1 protein-coding gene is annotated in these 205 nt (G+C 41.5%); it reads left to right on the top strand.

Annotated features, from left to right (window positions below):
- A partial coding sequence (locus tag JWG39_RS16375; protein ID WP_205220487.1) for a pre-peptidase C-terminal domain-containing protein occupies window positions 1–205 on the top strand: 205 nt, incomplete at both ends.

Genomic DNA, 205 nt, shown 5'->3' with positions numbered 1-205 from the left:
AATGGAGATACCAGCATTACAGGTTATGCTGGGGAAAATGATTTTTATACGTTTGTCGCGCAACACCCTGGCACCGCAACCATTAATTTAACGGGATTGAGTTCAGATATTGATTTAAGGTTATTGAACAGCTCTGGATCACGGTTGGATTCCTCCTCTTCGAGTGGAAGTTCCAATGAATCGGTATCCTATAATCTTATCTCAG

The organism is Desulforhopalus vacuolatus (assembly GCF_016918505.1).
GTDB lineage: Bacteria > Desulfobacterota > Desulfobulbia > Desulfobulbales > Desulfocapsaceae > Desulforhopalus > Desulforhopalus vacuolatus.
This window is presented reverse-complemented; position numbering and strand designations above follow the sequence as displayed.